This window comes from Microbacterium murale, from assembly GCF_030815955.1.
Lineage (GTDB): Bacteria > Actinomycetota > Actinomycetes > Actinomycetales > Microbacteriaceae > Microbacterium > Microbacterium murale_A.
The window spans coordinates 114,094-132,057 of the sequence record NZ_JAUSXK010000001.1 but is presented as its reverse complement, the minus strand read 5'-3'; the positions used below and the strand labels follow the sequence as shown (position 1 = coordinate 132,057).

At 66.1% G+C, this 17,964-nt stretch carries 15 protein-coding genes and 1 pseudogene; 13 read left to right on the top strand and 3 right to left on the bottom strand.

Translation table 11 applies throughout. From position 1 onward, the window contains the following. Positions 1-93: 93 nt before the first annotated feature. Both QFZ46_RS00650 and QFZ46_RS00645 read left to right on the top strand, forming a co-directional pair. Positions 94-780: a lysophospholipid acyltransferase family protein gene (locus tag QFZ46_RS00650; RefSeq protein ID WP_307364435.1), complete on the top strand. Its 687-nt coding sequence runs from the start codon at positions 94-96 to the stop codon at positions 778-780. Positions 781-818: 38 nt separating this feature from the next. Next, positions 819-2,160: pseudogene (locus tag QFZ46_RS00645) on the top strand (class II 3-deoxy-7-phosphoheptulonate synthase). 63 nt (positions 2,161-2,223) lie between these two features. Here the strand turns inward: QFZ46_RS00645 and pknB are convergent. Together pknB and QFZ46_RS00635 are read right to left on the bottom strand one after the other, a co-directional pair. Continuing rightward, positions 2,224-4,170, bottom strand: a complete 1,947-nt coding sequence (pknB, locus tag QFZ46_RS00640; protein ID WP_307357281.1) for a Stk1 family PASTA domain-containing Ser/Thr kinase — start codon at positions 4,168-4,170, stop codon at positions 2,224-2,226. Between the two features lie 75 nt (positions 4,171-4,245). Next, the gene (locus tag QFZ46_RS00635; protein WP_307357279.1) at positions 4,246-5,442 is read right to left on the bottom strand and encodes a LysM peptidoglycan-binding domain-containing protein; all 1,197 of its coding nucleotides are present in this window, start codon (positions 5,440-5,442) and stop codon (positions 4,246-4,248) included. A gap of 145 nt (positions 5,443-5,587) precedes the next feature. Here QFZ46_RS00635 and QFZ46_RS00630 point away from each other — a divergent pair, with 145 nt between their 5' ends. Beyond that, positions 5,588-5,938, top strand: a complete 351-nt coding sequence (locus QFZ46_RS00630) for an Rv2175c family DNA-binding protein (RefSeq protein ID WP_373457625.1) — start codon at positions 5,588-5,590, stop codon at positions 5,936-5,938. 6 nt (positions 5,939-5,944) lie between these two features. Here QFZ46_RS00630 and QFZ46_RS00625 read toward each other — a convergent pair whose 3' ends face one another. Further along, positions 5,945-7,036 carry a polyprenyl synthetase family protein gene (locus tag QFZ46_RS00625; protein WP_373457663.1) on the bottom strand — a complete coding sequence of 364 codons (1,092 nt, stop codon included), beginning with the start codon at positions 7,034-7,036 and terminating at the stop codon, positions 5,945-5,947. An 83-nt stretch (positions 7,037-7,119) separates the two neighbouring features. Between QFZ46_RS00625 and QFZ46_RS00620 the strand changes: the two genes are divergently transcribed. From QFZ46_RS00620 to QFZ46_RS00575, 10 genes are all read left to right on the top strand, one after another. After that, the gene (locus QFZ46_RS00620; RefSeq protein ID WP_307357274.1) at positions 7,120-7,512 is read left to right on the top strand and encodes a DUF3040 domain-containing protein; all 393 of its coding nucleotides are present in this window, start codon (positions 7,120-7,122) and stop codon (positions 7,510-7,512) included. 287 nt (positions 7,513-7,799) lie between these two features. After that, complete coding sequence (mraZ, locus tag QFZ46_RS00615; RefSeq protein WP_307357271.1) at positions 7,800-8,231, top strand: division/cell wall cluster transcriptional repressor MraZ; 432 nt, start codon at positions 7,800-7,802, stop codon at positions 8,229-8,231. 100 nt (positions 8,232-8,331) lie between these two features. After that, positions 8,332-9,270: a 16S rRNA (cytosine(1402)-N(4))-methyltransferase RsmH gene (gene rsmH, locus QFZ46_RS00610; RefSeq protein WP_307357269.1), complete on the top strand. Its 939-nt coding sequence runs from the start codon at positions 8,332-8,334 to the stop codon at positions 9,268-9,270. Continuing rightward, the gene (locus tag QFZ46_RS00605; RefSeq protein ID WP_307357267.1) at positions 9,267-9,845 is read left to right on the top strand and encodes a hypothetical protein; all 579 of its coding nucleotides are present in this window, start codon (positions 9,267-9,269) and stop codon (positions 9,843-9,845) included. Before rsmH ends, QFZ46_RS00605 begins: the two co-directional genes overlap by 4 nt. Before the next feature lie 19 nt (positions 9,846-9,864). After that, positions 9,865-11,646 (top strand): peptidoglycan D,D-transpeptidase FtsI family protein, encoded by a 1,782-nt coding sequence (locus QFZ46_RS00600; protein WP_307357265.1) that lies wholly within the window; start codon positions 9,865-9,867, stop codon positions 11,644-11,646. A gap of 28 nt (positions 11,647-11,674) precedes the next feature. Next, positions 11,675-13,087, top strand: coding sequence for a UDP-N-acetylmuramoyl-tripeptide--D-alanyl-D-alanine ligase (locus tag QFZ46_RS00595; protein WP_307357262.1), 1,413 nt, complete (start codon positions 11,675-11,677; stop codon positions 13,085-13,087). After that, complete coding sequence (gene mraY / locus QFZ46_RS00590; RefSeq protein WP_307357258.1) at positions 13,084-14,199, top strand: phospho-N-acetylmuramoyl-pentapeptide-transferase; 1,116 nt, start codon at positions 13,084-13,086, stop codon at positions 14,197-14,199. The genes QFZ46_RS00595 and mraY overlap by 4 nt, the downstream gene beginning before the upstream one ends. Next, positions 14,196-15,728: a UDP-N-acetylmuramoyl-L-alanine--D-glutamate ligase gene (murD, locus tag QFZ46_RS00585; protein ID WP_307357257.1), complete on the top strand. Its 1,533-nt coding sequence runs from the start codon at positions 14,196-14,198 to the stop codon at positions 15,726-15,728. The genes mraY and murD overlap by 4 nt, the downstream gene beginning before the upstream one ends. Next, positions 15,700-16,887 carry a putative lipid II flippase FtsW gene (gene ftsW / locus QFZ46_RS00580; RefSeq protein ID WP_307357254.1) on the top strand — a complete coding sequence of 396 codons (1,188 nt, stop codon included), beginning with the start codon at positions 15,700-15,702 and terminating at the stop codon, positions 16,885-16,887. Before murD ends, ftsW begins: the two co-directional genes overlap by 29 nt. Continuing rightward, positions 16,884-17,963, top strand: coding sequence for a UDP-N-acetylglucosamine--N-acetylmuramyl-(pentapeptide) pyrophosphoryl-undecaprenol N-acetylglucosamine transferase (locus QFZ46_RS00575; RefSeq protein WP_307357251.1), 1,080 nt, complete (start codon positions 16,884-16,886; stop codon positions 17,961-17,963). The genes ftsW and QFZ46_RS00575 overlap by 4 nt, the downstream gene beginning before the upstream one ends. The last annotated feature ends 1 nt before the right edge of the window (position 17,964 follow it).

The window sequence follows — 17,964 nt, the reverse complement described above, 5'->3', positions numbered from 1 at the left end:
ACGCGAATGCTGAGACTCAGTCGCGCACTTTGCGGCCGCCTTTCACGGGTGTCATGACAGACGGTGGCGAGCCCGGGGATAGACTTCGTGACGATGTTCTACTGGCTGATGAAGTACGTCGTGATCGGCCCCGCGGTCAAGGCGATCTTCCGACCTTGGATCGTGGGCCGCAGCAACGTGCCCAAGAACGGTGCCGCGATCCTCGCGAGCAACCATCTGTCCGTGTCCGACTCGGTCTTCCTGCCGGTGCTGGTCGATCGGCGGATGTCGTTCCTCGCGAAGAGCGACTACTTCACCGGTAAGGGCATCAAGGGCTGGGCGACGCGCTTCTTCATGAAAGCGAGCGGTCAGATCGCGATCGACCGCTCCGGCGGCAAAGCATCCGAGGCGTCGTTGAACACCGGACTCCAGGTGCTCGGGCGCGGCGATGTCCTCGGCATCTACCCCGAGGGCACGCGCAGCCCGGATGGCAAGCTGTACCGCGGTCGTACCGGCATCGCGCGGATGGCGCTCGAAGCGAAGGTTCCGGTGATCCCTGTGGTGATGGTCGACACCGACATCGCGATGCCGATCGGTCGGACCGTGCCGCGCATCGTGCGCGTGGGGATCGTGATCGGCGAACCCCTGGACTTCTCCCGTTACGAAGGCATGGAGAATGATCGCTACATCCTGCGCTCGGTGACAGACGAGATCATGGTGGCACTGCAACGTCTGGGTGAGCAGCAGTATGACGACGTGTACGCCTCGTCGGTCAAGGACCGGATGCCTCGGCGATCCTGACGGCGGGGGAGGCCGTGCCCGGCCGGTAAGCTGGGCAGATGCCTCAGCAGCACGACGCCGCCCTGGATGCTTGGCGCACACTTCCCATCAAGCAGCAGCCTTCCTGGCCCGATCCGGACCGCGTCGCGGACGTGTCTAAGCAGATCGCAGCACTCCCGCCGCTGGTGTTCGCCGGCGAGGTCGACAACCTCCGCGATCGTCTCGCGCGCGCAGCATCCGGTAACGCGTTCCTGCTGCAGGGCGGTGATTGCGCCGAGACGTTCGCCGGCGCGACCGCCGAGCAGATCCGCAACCGCATCAAGACCGTGCTGCAGATGGCCGTCGTGCTCACGTACGGTGCTTCCATGCCGATCGTGAAGATGGGCCGGATGGCAGGGCAGTTCGCCAAGCCGCGCTCCAGCGACTCGGAGACCCGAGGCGACGTCACACTGCCCGCCTACCGCGGCGACATCGTCAATGGTTACGACTTCACCGAGGGATCTCGCCGGGCCGACCCCGGCCGTCTGCTGCAGGGATATCACACGGCGGCATCCACGCTGAATCTGATCCGCGCGTTCACTCAGGGCGGCTTCGCCGACCTCCGCGAGGTGCACTCCTGGAACAAGGGCTTCGCATCGAACCCCGCCAACCAGCGTTACGAGCGCATGGCGTCGGAGATCGACCGCGCCATCAAGTTCATGGAGGCCGCCGGAGCAGACTTCGACGAGCTCAAGCGCGTCGAGTTCTTCACCGGCCACGAGGGCCTGTTGATGGACTACGAGAGTCCGATGACGCGTTATCGACTCGCGAACGGACACTCCGTACAACACTTCGGCGCATTTCCTCTGGATCGGGGAGCGCACGCGTGATCTCGATGGTGCGCATGTCGACTACTTCTCGAAGATCCGCAATCCCATCGGTGTGAAGCTCGGCCCCACCACAACGCCGGAGACGGCGCTCGCGCTGATCGACAAGCTCGACCCCAACCGTGAGCCCGGGCGTCTGACTTTCATCACCCGCATGGGCGCAGGCAAGATCCGCGACGCACTGCCACCGCTGCTGGAAGCGGTTCGCGAATCCGGCGCGCAGCCGCTCTGGGTGACCGATCCGATGCACGGCAACGGCATCACCACGCCCACCGGGTACAAGACCCGGCGCTTCGATGACGTGGTCGACGAGGTGCGCGGATTCTTCGAGGCGCACCGCGCCGTCGGCACCTTCCCCGGTGGCATCCACGTGGAGCTCACCGGCGACGACGTCACCGAGTGCCTCGGCGGCTCGGAGCACATCGACGAGGCCGCTCTGGCGACGCGCTACGAAAGCCTCTGCGACCCGCGGCTGAACCACATGCAGAGCCTCGAACTCGCCTTCCTCGTCGCCGAGGAACTCGAGAAGCGCTGATTCATCGCACGTCGAATCGGCTCCTCCGAGAGGAGGGGCCGATTTCGGGGTTTCGGGCGCCGGTCAGAGAGCGCTGCGGATCAGCAGAGTGACCTCGCTGCCCGCGCGGCGCATGGTCTCGGCGGCCGGATCGGTGCCGGTGACCTCGGTCAGACCGTTCGGGAACGGTGACCACAGCGGGTTCCATGTGGGCTCGAAGCCTGCGTCGCGCAGCGTCTGCGCCGCCTGATCACGATTCTGACCGGTGACGTCGGGGACCGGGAACAGCTGTGGTCCCTTGGAGACCACGAGGGTCATCGTGTCGCCGGGGCGCCAGTTCGCGCCGCCTTCGCGTTCGATGACGCTGATGACGCGCCCCTGCTCGACGGAGTCGTGGAACTCTTCCGTCGTCGTGGTCGAGATGTCCTTCTCGCCCAATGCTGCTGACGCCTCGTCCACCGTCATCCCCACGACGTCGGGCAACCCGCCCAGTGAGACGATGAGATTCACGGTGTCGGCCTCGAAGGCGGAGCATCCCTCGCCGCATTCGTAAGGGTCACCGCCGGCGCGCGGGGTGATGCTCGCGTTGATCACCACGCCGTCATCTGCCCTCGAGTACAGCAGCAGGTCGTCGTCGGAGACGGCGATGTTGAGATCGGCGAGATAGGCACGCGCCTCATCCGCCGTCATTCCATTGAGCGCATCGAGAGCGTGCTCCGCTGGCCCGGCGGAGATGAAGACGGTGACCTCGGTGCCCTTGTCGAGTCGCTCTCCCTCGGAAGGATCGCTGCGGATCGCGACATCTGCGGCGACCTCGGTCGAGTTCTCCTCGCCGCGCACGGGGACGAACCCGTCTTCCGTCAGGACGGTGGCGGCTTCTTCATAACTGAGACCCGACACTGACGGTACGCCCACGAGCGAGCCGGGACCTGAGCCGAACCACCAGCCGACGCCACCGGCGACGACCGCGAGCAGAAGCACGAGTGACAGCAGGAACGCACCGCGGGCGCGTCGCTTGGACGCACGTCGTCGCAACAGAGTCGCGTTGTCGATGGGCTGCGCCGCCGCCACCTGCGTGGTCGTGTCCTCGATCACCATCGTCGATGGCATGACCTTGGTCAGGTCGCCGGAGTCGCTCTGCGAACGGATCGGCGTGGTCGTCGGAGCGACGGCGGCGGGGGAGACTCCGAGGGAACGCTCTATCTCGCGCAGACGATCGAGCATCTCCTGCGCGTCGTTCGGCCGCTCATCCGGTGACTTCTCGGTCGACCACAGCACCAGTTCGTCGAGCTGCTCCGGCACGCCGGGGTTGCGTGCGCTCGGTCGAGGCACAGACTCGGTCGCATGCTGGAAGGCGATCTGCATGGGCTGCTCGCCCTTGTACGGCTGCTCGCCGACGAGCATCTCGTAGAGCATGATGCCGAGTGCGTAGATGTCGCTGCGCGCATCGGCGGTGCCTCGGGTGACGAGTTCGGGAGCGAGGTAGGCGATGGTTCCGAGCAACTGCTGACCGGTGGCGGTGTTCGCTGTCGTCGCGCGGGCGAGCCCGAAGTCGCCGATCTTGATGCGGCCGTCCTCGGCGAGCAGCACGTTCTCCGGCTTCACGTCGCGGTGCACGATTCCGGCTTTGTGGGCCGCCGCGAGCCCGGCGAGGATCGCATCCATGATCGTGATCGTCTGCGGGATCGTCAGGCGCTTCTGCTCGCGCATCAGCTCGCGCAGGGTGATACCAGGGAGATACTCCATGACCAGATAAGCGAGTTCGCCGTCCTGGCCCTGATCGAAGACGTTCACGACGTGCGGATCGGCGAGGCGGGCAGCGGCTCGCGCCTCCTGGATGAACCGGCTCTGGAAGACCGAGTCGTCGCTGAGGTGGCCGTGCATCACCTTCAGGGCGATCCTGCGTTCGAGGCGAAGGTCGGTGGCGACGTAGACCGTGGCCATGCCGCCGCGCGCGATCCTGGCGCGAACGCGGTAGCGGCCGTCGACAAGCCGCCCGATGAGGGGATCAGCCTGCTGATTGGTCGTCACGTACAGAGTCTATGAAGAAGTGGCTGACAGACCGCGGAGCGGCTCACCCCTTTCGGCGACCGATTAGGCTGAGAATCAGCCATACAGCGCGATCCACTGGTAGGCCTGAGCCTCCCACTGGGCGTAGCGATCCGGATACGCAGAGATCTGCACGGACTGCGCAGCATCCTTGAACGCCATGCCGTCCCAGCCCGAGATGTCGAGAAGGCCCCGCGTCGTCGTCCCGTTCGGGTCGGATGGGCCGCCGTAGAAGACGCGGATGCTTCGGTCGCGATCCATGATCTGCGCCGCCGTGCCCCAGCCCGTGCTCGGTCGCTGTTGGAAGAGCCCCAATGAGTCGCGGTCTCCCCAGTCGAGGTTGCGCAGCCATGATTCGACCATGGATGTCGCCAGAGCGATCGCGATGCCGCGGTCGGAGACTCCGAGCTCGCGTCCGATCCGGATGATCATTGCGGCATTCTCCGCCTGCGCTGCGTCGAGAACCGCCGTCCGGGCGGGGGCAGGCGTGGATGCTGCCGGAGCAGGTGCCGCGGGCGCCACCGGTGCGGCTGCTGCGACGACGATGGCCTGACCGGGGTAGATGATCGACGAAGCGCTCAGTGCGTTGGCCGCGTAGATCGTGTCGACGGAGGTGCCGTATTTCTGCGCGATGGCGAAGATCGTGTCACCCGCGACGACCGTGTGCGCGGTCCCGCTCGATGGGGCCGGTGCGACGGCCGGAGTCGGTGCAGGAGCCGCGGGCGCGGCTGTCGCCCCGCCCGAGATCGCGATGGCTTGTCCCGGATAGATGACAGAGGCGCGGCTCAAGCCGTTGGCGGCGAGGAGAGCGTCGACGGAGGTGCCGTACTTCTGGGCGATGGCGAAGAGCGTGTCGCCCGCGACTACCGTGTGCGTGCTCGTGACAGCGGCCGGGGCTGCGGGGGCGGGAGTTGCCGGTGCCGGTGCCGGTGCGGCGGGTGCCGGTGCGACGACGGCGAGGGTCTGGCCCGGGTAGATCACCGAGCGCCAACCGAGTCCATTCCAGGTGAGCACGTCAACGGTGCGCAACCCGAAATGCTGCGCGATCGAGAAGACGGTGTCGCCTTCCTGCACCGTGTAGGTGGTGGGAGTCGTCGCGGCGGGAAGCACGCGAGGCAGTGCGGTGAGCCGGCTCTCGGAGCCGAGCTCCACCGGTGGCGCGGCGTGGGCGGGCGCGGTGCTGATCGCACTCGCGAGCACGCCCAGAACTGCAGCTGGAACGCCGAGCTGGACGTATCTGACACGGCTGTTCATGGTGTTCGGTCTCAAGGTTTCCCCCCTTTGCTGACCCTGAAACGCTGACACGTCTGTATACAGATGTCAATCAAAGTGGCTGATGTGACTGAAGTGAAAGGAGTCTTGATGTGCGGTGCGCGGCCGAAGGTGAGATAGTCGAAACGTGTCTGAGACTGCCCCCGAACCCACAGCCATCGAATGGCTGACGATGCCCGAGCTCGTCGAGAGCCTTGACGAGTCGCTGGGGCGTGTGCGTCGGCTGATCTCAGAGCAGTACCTGGTCGGATCAACGCGGAACGGCGTGTTCGGCGTTCCCGCGCAGTTCATCGTCGAGGGTCATCCGCTGCCGTCGCTGCGCGGTACGATCATCGTCCTCACGGACGCCGGCTTCACCGATGACGAGGTGATCGACTGGTTGTTCAGTGAAGAGGAAGAACTCGGTCGCACACCGATCGCTGCTCTGCTCGACGGTCACAAGAGCGCTGTCCGTCGCGTCGCCCGCACTCTCGCCTGACGCAGCTCACGCGGTACGCACGGTCGCGGCGCGCGCGAGGTCTCGCAACTCGCCGACTGCGGCATTGTCCAGTGGCGCGCCCGAGAGCGCGCGATCGGCCTGTTGCGCGTAGGAGTCGATGAGCTCCTCCACCCGTGCCAGGGCGCCTGACCCGGTGATCGTCGCCTGAAGGGCCGACACCTGATCCGCGCTGAGCATCGGGTCCCCGAGCAGTTCGTCGAGCAGTCGACGCGCCGACGCATCGAGATGTTCGCGGGTGAACGCGATCAGCACAGTGCGCTTGCCCTCGCGCAGATCGTCGCCGGTCGGCTTGCCGGTGAGCGATTGATCGCCGAAGACACCGAGCACATCGTCTCGCAGCTGGAACGCCATGCCGACCGGATGTCCGAATCGGCGCAGCGCCGCCTGCTGCGATTCGTCCGCCCCCGCCAGCAGCGCGCCGAGCAGCAGTGGCTGCTCGATGCTGTACCGCGCGGACTTCAGCGACACGACGCGCAACGCGCGATCGGCGTGTTCAGCGATGGGATTGACCTGCCAGGCCGACTCTTCGGCGATGTCGAGGAACTGGCCCGTGGTGACATCACGACGCATGCGCGCGTATTCCCGTCGCACCTGGGAGGCGTGCGCCGCGTCCGCCAGCCCCTGTTCGAGCAGGTCGTCGCTCCAGGCCACGAGCAGATCGCCGAGCAGGATCGCGCCCGCTCGCCCGAACGACTCGGCATCACCGGCCCACGCGAGAGTCCGGTGCTGCTGCTCGAGGGAACGGTGCGCCGCTGGACCGCCGCGCCTCGTGTCCGAATTGTCGATGAGATCGTCGTGCACGAGCGCCGCGGACTGGAAGATCTCCAGTGCCGCGCAGAGGTCCCACAGCGCATCAGTCTCGACGGCATCACGTGCCGAGAAGTGCGCTACTGCGCGCCATCCGGTGTGACAGAACCGTGCTCGCAGACGTTTGCCGCCCCGCAGTGTGGCCGCGGCGGATCTGATGAACATCTCGGCATCCGGACCGTACGCCCGCGACTCCGATCCGAGCGCGGTCAGGAAGCGATCCAGGCGAGCGGAGACGGCATCCTGGACAGGGGTGGGGGAGGGCACGATAATCAGCTTAGGTTCTCAGCTGATAACTAGCCTCGGCGGTTTTGCGAGCGTAGAATGAAAGACACTGAAGCAAGGGGGGCGTCATGCCACTGTCTGAACAGGAGCAGCGTCTGCTCGACGAGATGGAACGTCATCTCCTGCATAACGACGCAGACATTGTTACCGCGCCCTCCGGCGATCGAACGCTCAGCTACCGCAACCTCGTGTACGGCGCCGTCCTGCTGCTCGTCGGCATCGGTGCGCTCGTCGCGGGTGTCGCGCTCGGTGGCCAGCTCGGTCCTGTCGCCAGCATCATCGTCGGCGTGATCGGATTCGCCGCGATGGTCGCGGGTGTCATCCTTGCGGCGACTCCGGTGCGCCGCGTCGGCGGTCCGCCCCGTGCCCGAACCGGCTCAGCGTCGAAGCCGCCGCAGAACTCGGCCTCGTTCATGGACCGTATGAATGACCGTTGGGATCGTCGCCAAGACGGTCGCTGACCTCTCCACTTCCCGAAGCCCGGATGCATTGAGCATCCGGGCTTTTCTGCGTCTATTGGCGTTTGCGTTCGCCTACGCCTCGCCGAGGCTCCGCCGGATCTGCAGCATTCCCTCCACCCTCCTCCACTGATCGCATACCCGATTCGGCCCCGGAAACACGGGGGATATTGGTGCTGAGTCGGTGCGAGATGCCATGCTGTCTTCGTTTCCTCATATGAAAGTGGAGCAAAGTGGAGTAAAGTGGGGGATACCTCGAAGTTGGCCGGACACAGAGGGGGTGATGGCCGATGTTGTTGGGAACGCATTCACCGAAGCTCGACGACAAAGGCCGCGTCATCCTGCCAGCGAAGTTCCGCGAGGACCTCGGCGGCGGCATCGTCGTCACCCGTGGTCAGGAACGATGCCTGTACGTGTTCAGCACGGTCGAGTTCGAGGCGATGCACGAGCGGATCCGTCAGGCACCGCTCAGCAACAAGCAGGCTCGAGACTTCCTGCGCATGTTCCTCTCGGGAGCGAGCGCGGAGATGCCGGACAGCCAGAACCGCATAACCATCCCCAGCCACCTCCGCCAGTACGCGGGGCTCGAGAAAGAGCTCATCGTCACGGGCGTCGGCGCACACGCCGAGATCTGGGATGCCGCGGCATGGAACGACTACCTCGCCGCAGGCGAGGACAACTACTCAGAACTGGAACAGGAGGTGATTCCGGGACTCTTCTGACCTCGACTGTGATGCCCCGCCGCTCCCGCCCCGACACACTTCCCCGGTGCCGGGTCGAGAAGCGGAGGGGGATCAGAGTCGAAGGTCACCGGAAAAGATCATGAACCTTCGCGACATCCACACCCCGGTCCTCCTCGAGCGCTGCATCGAACTGCTGGCACCCGCCTTGCAGCACGACGGTGCGGTGCTCGTCGATGCGACGCTCGGCATGGGCGGACATTCCGAGGCGCTTCTCGAGCGATTCGACAGCATCCGCCTGATCGGGCTCGACCGGGACACCGATGCTCTGCGCATCGCCGGACAACGACTCGAGCGTTTCGCCGACCGGATCACGCTCGTGCACACCGTGTACGACGAGATCGGCATCCACGCGCACGGCGCTTCCGGCATCCTGATGGATCTCGGGGTCTCATCTCTGCAGCTCGACGAGGCAGACCGCGGCTTCGCGTATTCGAAGGATGCTCCGCTGGACATGCGGATGGATCAGACGAAGGGCACCACCGCAGCCGAGGTCCTCGCGACGTACAGCGAGGGAAACCTGCGTCGCATCTTCGAACGCTACGGCGAGGAGAAGCTCGCGGCACGCTACGCCCGTTTCATCGTTCAGGCGCGTGACGCGAAGCCATTGGAGCGATCGCAGGACCTCGTCGATCTGCTCCAGGCCGCGACTCCGGCCGCCTTGCAGCGTGCCGGCCATCCCGCCAAGCGGGTGTTCCAGGCGCTGCGCATCGAGGTGAATTCCGAACTCAGCGTGCTCGCCGATGCGATCCCCGCGGCAATGGATGCGCTCGCCGTCGGCGGCCGGATCGTCGTCATGAGCTACCAGTCGCTGGAAGACCGACTCGTGAAGCAGGCCTTCGCCGCAGCCTCGGCCTCCACAACCCCTGCTGGGCTTCCGGTGGAGCTGCCGGAGCACGCACCGCGCTTCCGCACGATCACGAAGGGCGCCGAGCTGGCCGGCGACGAGGAGAAGGCACGCAATCCGCGCGCCATTCCCGTGCGCCTGCGCGCCGCCGAGCGAATTCGGGAGTCAGCATGAGCCGCGCGACAGCAACAGCCCTGCGACCCGAGCCGATCGCCCCCACGCCTCGCGCGCCGCGGCGGCTGAGGCCCGTCAGCGCGCCAGCGCGGCGCACGAAGCCGAAGCTCGCCTATGCGCTCATCGCACTCGGGGGAGCAGCGGCCATCGGCATCGCCCAGATCGGGCTGTCGCTGGCGATCACGCACGATTCCTTCGTGCTCGCAGATCTCACCTCTCAGCAGCGCGAACTCAACCTGCAGGCAAGTGCGTTGGAGGATGAGCTCGCCGGAACCAGCTCGCCCCAGCTGCTCGCGATCAAGGCATCGGAACTGGGAATGGTGGTGGCCGGCTCCGCCTCATACCTGCGACTCAGCGATTCCACTGTGCTCGGCGCGAACACCGGTGCAGACGGGCTGTCAACGATCGATCCGAACGGCACGGGCGCGGTGCACAACGCTCTGCTGAATCAGAGGGCGCTCGCGACGGCCGCTCAGGACGACGCCGAAGCATCCTCGGACGGTACTGCCGACACCGTCGATCCGAATCTTCCCCCGCCCATCACCGACGGACTCCCGAGCCCCACGACCCGCTGAAAACGACGGAGGAAGCGACATGACGACAAGAGCCACTCGCGGACCACGGCGCCGCACCGTCGTCGCACTCGCGGTCATTCTCGCGGTGCTGTCGGCGTTCGTGATCCGTCTCGTGGACATCCAGGTCGTCAGTGCGGATGATCACGTTGCGGATTCCCTGCAGGTCGGGCAGCTCGGCGACACCGTGACGCTATACGGCAGCCGGGGCTCGATAGTGGACTCCAACGACACTCTGCTCGCATCCAGCATCACCGTCTACGACGCGCAACTGGATCCGAAGGTCATGAAGATGCTCGAGGACAACGACGAGAACCCACCGAAGGTGGCGTGGTCAGACGCAGCCGACCAGATCGCCGCGATCACCGGGCAGGATGCGGAGGAGATCCGTACCGGAGTCGCAGAGACGCTCGCAGCAGACCCGAACTCGCAGTACTACCCGCTGAAGAAGGGCCTCAGCACCGAGAAGTACCTCGAGCTGCGCGATCTCGGGCTCGTCTACCTGCACATGAAGCCGCGCGAGACGCGTGTCTACCCGAACGGCGCGGTGGCAGGCAACCTGATCGGCTACGTCGACAATGCGGGGACCGGCCAGTCCGGCGTGGAGAAGCTCGAGGCGCAGTGCCTCTCGCCCACCAACGGCGAACGCACGTACTTGCGCGGCAAGGACGGCAACGTCATCCCCGGCAGCGACCGCACGGTGGAGGCGCAGGACGGTGGATCGGTGCAGCTGACGATCGACAGCGATCTGCAGTGGTATCTGACGCAGATGATCGCGGAGGAGTCGCAGAAGATGGGCGCCCAGTCCGGCACGGTCACCGTCGTGGAAGTGAAGACGGGAAAGATCCGTGCGGCGGCGGAATGGCCCTCCCTCGACCCCAACGACCTCGACGCCTCGTCCCCCGAGGACTGGGGCACCCGGCTGTTCACACACACGTTCGAGCCAGGGTCGCCGTTCAAGGCGATCACGGCCGCCGCAGTACTGGACTCCGGCGCAGCCGACCTGAGCACGTCAGTGTCCGCGGCGGGCAGGGAGACGTTCCCCAACGGCGCCGTCATCAACGACTCCTTCGTGCACGGTGCCGAGAACTACACGCTCGCCGGCGGGCTCATCGACTCGTCGAACGTCACGCTGTCGAAGTTCGGCGAAATGGTCGACCCGCAGGTGCGTTTCGACTATCTGCAGAAGTTCGGCGTCGGCGAGAAGACGATCGGCTTCCCCGGTGAAGAGCCCGGTCTGTTGCACCCGGCCTCTGAGTGGGATGCCCAATCGCTGTACACCACGACGTTCGGGCAGCACTTCACCGTCACAGCGCCTCAGCTCGCCGGTGCCTATCAGGCGATCGCGAACGGCGGGGAGAAGATCGATCTGTCACTCATCGAGTCCTGCACGAACCATGACGGCGAGGTCGTGAAGCCCGATGCGCCCGAGCACGAGCAGATCATCTCGGAATCGACAGCAGACACCGTGAGCAGGATGCTGGAGAACGTCGCGGTGCAGGGCGGTCTGGCCGAGCTGATCCACGTTCCCGGTTACCGCATCGGGATCAAGACCGGTACCGGTGAGGTGCCGGATGGGAACGGCGGGTACAAGCAGGGCGTGTACTTCACGAGCATGGTGGGCTTCGCTCCGGCGGACGATCCGCAGTACGTGGTGGTGGTCACCCTCGATCAGCCGACTAAGGTTGTATCGTCCACCGCCACGGCATCCGCCTTCCAGCAGGCGATGACACAGGTGCTGAAGACCTACCGTGTCTCGCCCTCGACCGTCCCGATGGACGAGCTGCTTCCCAAGTTCAACTAGCCGGCACTGAGCCGCGCATGGAGATTTCATGATCGCCCTGACGCTTGCCGAGATCGCCGCAATCACCGGTGGCGACCTGCGTCTCGTAGACCCCGACACCGCGGAGACCACCGTGTCCGGCGTCGTCGACACCGACTCGAGGAAGATGACCTCCGGTGGTGTGTTCATCGCCAAGCCCGGCGCGGAGACCGACGGGCATCACTTCGTCGCCGCGGCGGTCGACGGCGGAGCGTCATTGGCGATCGTCGAGCACATCGTCGATGCCCCGGTGTCTCAGGTGGTCGTGGCGGACGCCGTCGCAGCCCTCGCCGACCTCGCTCGCGCTGTCGTCGCGCGCGTGCGCGCGGAAGGTCAACTGAAGATCGTCGGAATCACGGGGTCGAACGGCAAGACGACCACCAAGAACCTGCTCGCCCGCATCCTCGAGGACGAAGGCGAGACGATCGCCCCGATCAACTCGTACAACAACGAGGTGGGCGCCCCTGTGACCATGCTGCGCATCACGGAGAGCACTCGGTATCTGGTGAGCGAGTTCGGTGCCGCCGGTCCAGGCAGCATCGCCCACCTCGCCGGCCTGGTCGAGCCCGACGTCGCCGTCGTCCTCATGGTCGGCATGGCGCATGCCGGGGGATTCGGAGGCATCGAGGAGACCGCCAAGGCCAAAGCAGAGCTCATCGCCGCTTCGCGCTCCGGCGGGGCCGCTGTGCTCAACATCGACGACTCCCGCGTCGCCGCCATGCGCGATGCAGCCACGGCGCACCGCATGAACATCGTCGGTTTCGGGCAGGACGGCGCGGCAGATGTCCGTGCGACCGACGTCCAGGTGGCGGCGGACGGGACCCGCGCAGTGATCACCACGGCCGAGGCGAGCCTGCCACTGCACCTGAAGGTGCTCGGTGCCCACCACATCACGAACGCCCTCGCTGCGATCGCCGCCGCCGGTGTTCTCGGCGTTCCCCTCGCCGATGCGATCGCCCGGATCGAGACCGTCCAGGTCGCGGAGCGCTGGCGCATGCAGCCGCTCGGCAACGATCGCGTGCGCATCATCAACGACGCCTACAACGCCAGCCCGGACTCCATGGCGGCCGCCCTGCGGACTCTCGCACAGATCACCGGTCCTGACGAGCGCACCGTCGCCGTGCTGGGGGCGATGAGCGAACTCGGAGAGAGCGCAGGGGAAGAGCACGACAGGATCGGACTGCTCGCCGTGCGTCTGAACATCCGGCGCATCGTCGTCGTCGGCCCTGAAGCGCGCCGTCTCTACCTCTCGGTCGTAGGGGAGGGGTCGTGGGACAGCGAAGCCGTGCACCTCCCTGACCAGGACACGGCTTACGAGTACCTGCGCACCGAGCTTCGCGACGGAGATCGCGTGCTCGTGAAATCATCCAATTCCGTGGGCCTTCGGCATCTCGGCGATCGTCTGGGAGAATTGTTCTCGTGAGATCACTCCTCATGGCGGCTGCGATTTCGCTCGCCTTCACTCTGTTCCTGACTCCGGTCTTCCTGCGGCTGTTCCGCCGCTGGGGCTGGGGGCAGGTCATCCGTACCCCCGAGGACATCGCGAATCCGAGCCACGGAGCCAAACGCGGCACGCCGACCATGGGCGGTCTCATCTTCATCGTCGGTACGATCGTCGGCTACTTCGTCGGTGTCTACGCCGGCGGCAGCGAGCCCGCGCTGTCGGCGATCCTCGTGCTCTGGCTCATGGTCGGCTTCGGCGCCGTCGGCTTCATCGACGACTACATGAAGGTCAAGTCCCAGCGCAGCCTCGGTCTGTCCGGCTGGCGCAAGGTGATCGGGCAGCTCGTCGTGATGATCCCTTTCGGCGTGGTCGCGCTGAACTTCCCCAATCAGTATGGTCAGAGGCCCGCCAGCGGCTACGTCTCGCTGTTCCGCGACATCTCGTGGCTGGACCTGTTCGCCTTCGGCGTCGTCATCGGCTGGATCGCCTACCTGATCTGGATCGCCGTGATCGGCATCGCCACCTCGAACAGCGTGAACCTCACAGACGGCCTCGACGGCCTCGCATCCGGTGCCGGCGTGTTCGTCGTCGGCGCGTACAGCCTGATCGCCTTCTGGCAGTTCAAGCAGTCCTGCGCGAGCGCAGGCGTGGACACCGGCGCTCTCGACGCCTGCTACGAGGTGCGTGATCCCTTCAGCCTTGCGATCGTCTCGGCATCGTTCGCAGCCGGGCTGATCGGATTCCTCTGGTGGAACGCCCCGAAGGCCAAAGTCTTCATGGGCGATGTCGGGTCGATGGCGATCGGCGGCGTCATCACGGCGATGGCTATCCTCACCCGTACCGAGCTGCTGCTGTTCGTGATCGCAGGTGTGTTCGTGCTGTCCTCCGGATCGGTCATCGTTCAGCGCCTGTACTTCAAGATCACCCGCGGTAAGCGATTGTTCCTGATGAGCCCGTTCCACCATCACCTCGAGATGCGCGGCTGGTCCGAGATGACGATCGTCGTGCGCCTGTGGATCATCGCCGGTCTCCTCGCAGTTTCGGCGGTGGGTCTGTTCTACGTCGAGTGGCTCACGGGAGTGGACGGATGAGTGCAGCTCGTCTGGACACCTTGACCAGTTGGCACGCCGACTGGAAGGGTCTGCGGGTCGCCGTCCTCGGGCTGTCAGTCACCGGCTTCTCGGCGGCTGACACACTCGCCGAGCTCGGCGCCGACGTGCTGGTGCTGTCGGAGTCGGCGGCCGAGGAGTACGAGCGGCTCGTGCCGGTGATCGGCGCCCGTCTCGAACTCGGTGCGCTCGACCACGTGCCGCAGTCACTGCGGGACTTCGACCCCGAGGTCGTGGTCGCGTCTCCCGGCTTCTCACCGTCGCATCCGATCATCCGTTGGACGCAGGACGCCGATGTCGGCCTGTGGGGTGATGTCGAGCTCGCGTGGCGTGTCCGCGACAAGGTCGTGCGCGCGGACGGCACACCGGCGGAATGGGTGCTGATCACCGGCACGAACGGCAAGACCACGACGACTCAGCTCACCGCGACCATGCTCGCAGAAGGCGGCCTGCGCGCTGCACCGTGCGGGAACATCGGCATCCCGGTGCTGGATGCCGTGCGTGATCCGGCCGGCTTCGACGTGCTCGTGGTGGAGCTGTCCAGCCATCAGCTCTGGTACATCGGCCAGAGCAGCAGCGCTGGCGAGCTGGTGCCGTATGCGTCAGTGTGCCTGAACCTCGCCGACGACCATCTCGTCTGGCACGGCAGCGCCGCCGCCTATCGAGACGCGAAGGCGTTCGTGTACCGGAACACCCGCGTCGCCTGCGTGTACAACAAAGCCGATGAGGCGACGCGCCTCATGGTCGAGGACGCCGAGGTCATCGAGGGGGCGCGCGCGATCGGATTCGATCTCGGAGTGCCTGGGCCGAGTGATCTCGGAGTCGTCGACGGCATCCTGGCCGACCGGGCATTCCACCCCGACCGGGCGCACAGCGCGCTCGAGCTCACGACGATCGCGGACCTCGCAGAGGCGGGTCTCTCGGCGCCTCACATCGTCGAGAACATCCTCGCGGCCAGCGCACTCGCGCGGTCGCTCGGCACCGCCCCTGAAGCCATCAGACGCGCCCTGCAGTCGTTCCGCCTCGACGAGCATCGCATCCAGGTCATCGCCCGTCACGCCGGGATCACCTGGGTCGACGACTCGAAGGCGACGAATCCCCATGCAGCGGCCTCGTCGCTGCGCGCATACCCAGGCGCCGTCTGGGTCGTCGGGGGCGATCTGAAGGGCGTCGACCTGTCTGAGCTCGTCGCGGACGCAGGAAGAACGGCCAGCGCGGCGCTGGTGATCGGCGTCAAGCGCGGCGAGGTGGTCGCGGCATTCGAGCGACACGCGCCCGGGGTGCCGGTGATCGAGGTCGTCACTGGCGAGACTGAAGATGTCATGACCCGCGTGGTGGAACTCGCCGCAGGGATCGCCGATGACGGGGGAACAGTTCTGCTGGCTCCCGCAGCGGCATCCTTCGACCAGTTCACCAGCTACGGGGATCGTGGCCACCGTTTCGCCGACGCGGTGCGCAAGTGGATCGACCGGGGGAGCGCCGATGACACAGGTAGCCCGCCCACCCGCTGAGGCAGGGCAGCGTCGGGGCCTCGCCGCACGCGTCTCGCTGGGGCGCATCTTCACACCGCCGTCGAGCGAGTTCGTCCTCATCGCCTCCACCGCGCTGCTGTTGACGGTGTTCGGGATCATCATGGTGATCTCCGCCACCAGCGCGACGGAGTCCGGCGTGATGGACACCGCCATCAAGCAGGCCATGTTCGCCGCCGTCGGCATCCCGTTGATGTTCCTGGTCAGTCGTCTGCCCATCGCCTTCCTGAAGAAGATGGCGTGGCCTGCCCTCATCCTCGCCACGATGCTGCAGCTGCTCGTCTTCGTCCCCGGCATCGGCGTCGAGAACGACGGCAACCGGAACTGGATCAACGTCGCCGGATTCTCGCTGCAGCCATCGGAGTTCCTCAAGCTCGCGATCGCCCTGTGGGTCGCGTACGTGCTTCTGCGCAAGCGCGTACTGCTCGGCATCTGGCACCACGTCTTCATCCCTGTGATCCCGGTCTCCCTGCTGGCGATCGGGACCGTCATGGCCGGGCACGACCTCGGCACGGTCATGGTGCTCGTGCTCATCCTTCTCGGCTGTCTTTTCTTCGCCGGCGTCAAACTGCGCCTGTTCATCATCCCGGTGCTGCTCGGCGTGGTCGGAGTCATCGCCCTCGCCGTGCTGAGTCCCGACCGCATGAGGCGCATCTCGGCCGTGTGCACCGACATGACCAACTACGAGAACGACTGCTACCAGTCGATCCATGCCGTGTGGGGCATGGCGAACGGTGGGATCTTCGGTCTCGGTCTCGGCAACTCGCAGGAGAAGTACGGCTGGCTTCCCGCTGCCGCCAACGACTTCATCTTCGCCATCGTCGGCGAAGAACTCGGGCTCATAGGATGCCTCGTGGTCCTCGGGCTGTTCACGTTCTTCGCCGTCGGTGCCTTCCACATCATGCGCAAGACGACGGACCCGTTCATCCGCGTTGCGGCCGGCGGTATCACCGTCTGGATCCTCGGTCAGGCGCTCATCAACATCGGTGTCGTCATCGGCGTCTTCCCGGTGTTGGGCGTGCCGCTCCCGTTCATGTCCCAGGGCGGTACGGCGCTGCTCGCTGTGCTGCTGGCCTGCGGCGTGCTGCTCGCTTTCGCTCGCACGATCCCCGCATCCTCGCGGGGTAAAGTCACCAGGTGACCACGTACCTCCTTGCCGGCGGCGGCACCGCCGGCCACGTCAACCCGCTGCTCGCCGTCGCCGATTCGCTGCGTGAGCGCGACCCGGAGTGTACCGTCCTCGTGCTCGGCACGAAGGAGGGATTGGAGGCACGGCTCGTTCCAGAGCGGGGCTACGACCTCCTGATCGTCGACAAGGTGCCCTTCCCTCGGCGACCGAACAAGCAGGCGCTCGCGTTCCCCGGACGATTCCGGAAGGCGATCGCGCAGGTGCGCGCGCACATCCGCGAACACCGCGTGGATGTCGTCGTCGGCTTCGGCGGTTACGCGTCGGCACCGGCCTACCTCGCCGCACGCAGAGAGCACGTGCCGTTCGTCGTGCACGAGGCCAACGCGAAGCCGGGACTGGCCAATGTGCTGGGCGCCCGGCGTGCCGCGGGAATCGGTGTCGCCTTCGAAGGAACCCCGCTCAAGGGCGCCGAAGTGGTCGGGATGCCGTTGCGACGCGAGATCGTCGATCTCGACCGTGCTGCGACCCGCTCGGAGGCCGCAGCGTATTTCGACCTCGACGCCACTCGGCCCGTGCTGCTGGTCTTCGGGGGCTCGCTCGGTGCGCAGCGTCTGAACGAGGCACTTGCAGACTCCTGGGGCGACGTGCTCGCAGCAGGATGGCAGCTGCTGCATGTGACGGGAGAGCGCAGCGAGCTCAAGGATCCCGAGGTGCCCGGGTACGCCGTGCGTCGCTACGTCGACCGGATGGATCTGGCGTTCGCGCTTGCTGATCTGATCGTCTCGCGCGCCGGTTCCGCCACCGTCAGCGAGGTCAGCGCGCTCGGTATCCCCGCGGTGTATGTGCCGTACGCGGTCGGAAACGGAGAGCAGCGACTCAACGCCGCATCAGCGGTCGCCGCGGGAGCCGCGATCCTGTTGGACGACGGCGGCTTCACAGGTGACACCGTCCGTGACGTCATCGTGCCGTTGCTGACCGACACCGCGCGCTCAGACCGGATGGCGGCTGCCGCTCAGCATGTCGGCACACGTACCGGCACGGAGAACGTCATCGCGATGATCGACCGTGCGCTCAGGCCCGCGAATTAGG